3 protein-coding genes are annotated in these 1,230 nt (G+C 43.3%); all 3 read right to left on the bottom strand.

The genetic code is table 11. The annotated features are described in order from the left end of the window. Positions 1-532, bottom strand: a 532-nt coding sequence (locus tag IV71_RS07610) for a helix-turn-helix domain-containing protein (protein WP_162258603.1), incomplete at its 3' end; no start/stop codon positions are given. Further along, positions 519-740 (bottom strand): helix-turn-helix domain-containing protein, encoded by a 222-nt coding sequence (locus IV71_RS07865; RefSeq protein WP_029489970.1) that lies wholly within the window; start codon positions 738-740, stop codon positions 519-521. The genes IV71_RS07610 and IV71_RS07865, both read right to left, overlap by 14 nt. Positions 741-755: 15 nt before the next feature. Further along, positions 756-1,208 (bottom strand): single-stranded DNA-binding protein, encoded by a 453-nt coding sequence (gene ssb / locus IV71_RS07605; protein ID WP_056995074.1) that lies wholly within the window; start codon positions 1,206-1,208, stop codon positions 756-758. Positions 1,209-1,230: the final 22 nt, after the last annotated feature.

Raw genomic sequence — 1,230 nt, 5'->3', positions numbered from 1 at the left:
TTCGTCCAGTTGCCTTGTTATAAGCAGCCAACATTTTTGAAGCTGTCATGGGGTCAAGAACACTCTCGTCCCTATCTGTATATACTGATTTATTAGGTGATTTATTAAGTAATCTATTATCTGTGCCGATTTCGGACATAGGGTATGTCCGTTTTCTGCTAGGGGGTATGTCCGAATTCGGAGTAGGGGTATGTCCGTTTTCGGAGGTACCTCCGTTTTCTGCCATACCATTTAAATCATGATAGTGTGGTTCAACTATCTCCAGGTATCGTTTTTCAATACGATTAGTCCCATCAACGTATTTTGGCGTGCTTTTTAGCAATCCCTTTTGATACAAGTCACTCAATGCATGTTGAACTGTGCTTGCCGATTTATGATATTTTTTTGCTAAAAAACTGTTACTTGGGAAAGCTTGATTACCTGTATTAGAAACCGTGTAAATGAATCCAAGTAGCCTTACTTGAAAGTCGCTAACGTTGTCTAACTCATCAACCCACGCCGGTATCTGTGAGAAAAACCTAGTATTTGCCATCTTCCCTCCTTTCTCTTTCAACAAGATCATCTAGCGACATCTCAAAGTAGTCTGCAATGTCAATCAAGACGTCAAAGCTAGGCTTAGAATAGCCCTGCTCTAGGTTGACAATCGTTCCTGCTGAAATGCCAATGCTTCTTGCCATTTGTCGCTGTGTGACCCCTTCTTTTACTCGCAGGCCATTAAGCCGCTTTCCGAATGAATACATAGCTATACCAATTATTTAAAATGGCAGGTCGTCATCTGAAACATCAATTTCGCCATTGTTACTTGAAAATGGATTAGCAGCACTTTGCTGTTGCTGACGTTGTTGAGTATTGCTTGATTCATTTTGTTGACGGCGGTGTTCTGATTCCGCTTTACTCTCCAGCAGCGAGAAGTTATCGACTGCCACTTCCGTTACATAGACACGTTGGCCCGCATTGTTTTCATAGTTACGTGTCTGCAACCGTCCTTCAATGGCCACAAGCGCCCCCTTACCAGTAAAGTTGGCAAAGTTTTCGGCGGCCTTACGCCAAATAACTGCGTTGATAAAATCGCTCTCACGGTCTCCATTGGCGTTGGTAAAGTTCCGGTTCACGGCAAGTGTGAAAGACCCAACTGCCACCCCAGACTGCGTGTATCGTAGCTCCACATCTTTCGTTAATCGTCCAGTTAATACAACTCGGTTAATCATGCCGTTTGCTCCTTCTCTTTCT

Origin of the sequence: Fructobacillus fructosus KCTC 3544 (assembly GCF_001438695.1) — a bacterium.
Lineage (GTDB): Bacteria > Bacillota > Bacilli > Lactobacillales > Lactobacillaceae > Fructobacillus > Fructobacillus fructosus.
This window is presented reverse-complemented; position numbering and strand designations above follow the sequence as displayed.

Bases quoted from the DNA above. Each gene is read 5' to 3' on its own strand.
- IV71_RS07865 (WP_029489970.1), bottom strand. From the start codon at position 740: ATGTATTCATTCGGAAAGCGGCTTAATGGCCTGCGAGTAAAAGAAGGG.
- ssb (WP_056995074.1), bottom strand. From the start codon at position 1,208: ATGATTAACCGAGTTGTATTAACTGGACGATTAACGAAAGATGTGGAG.